The sequence below is a fragment of the Pseudomonas rossensis genome (assembly GCF_039888995.1).
Taxonomy (GTDB): domain Bacteria; phylum Pseudomonadota; class Gammaproteobacteria; order Pseudomonadales; family Pseudomonadaceae; genus Aquipseudomonas; species Aquipseudomonas rossensis.
Map to the genome: position 1 here is coordinate 1 of NZ_JBBWCB010000346.1, position 370 is coordinate 370.

Below are 370 nucleotides of genomic sequence, written 5' to 3' on the forward strand. Positions count from 1 at the left end.
CGCTATAAGACAATCCCCCGTCCCCACGCGGCGAACCACACCATTACTGGCCGAACACCAAGCAGTGATGGCGCAACTGCCCACAACCCTTTCCCGGGATCAGCGCAATAAGATTTCACGATTTCTGTGTCACCTCGAGCAGCAGGGTCGGAGCTGGTCAGCGCTGGCACCTGCTGCGGGCGAAGTGCGCCCCGCAGCGTTGGAGGCGGCGGTCAACACGGCCATTACGCAACACGGACTTGATAGAGGCACGCGCGCGGCCATTAACCACGCCTTCAACGTGTTTCTGCAAGGGCCTTCCGGTCAGGTCCGCCTGATACCTGTGTGGCCCGCACACCAAGACGTGATGGCGCAACTGCCCACAACCCTT

Annotated in this window: 1 protein-coding gene; it reads left to right on the forward strand. The window is 61.4% G+C overall.

The window, feature by feature from the left end; translation table 11 throughout:
* Nucleotides 1-67 precede the first annotated feature (67 nt).
* On the forward strand, nt 68-370 hold a 303-nt coding region (locus WLY71_RS30815; RefSeq protein WP_347806598.1), incomplete at its 3' end, for a hypothetical protein.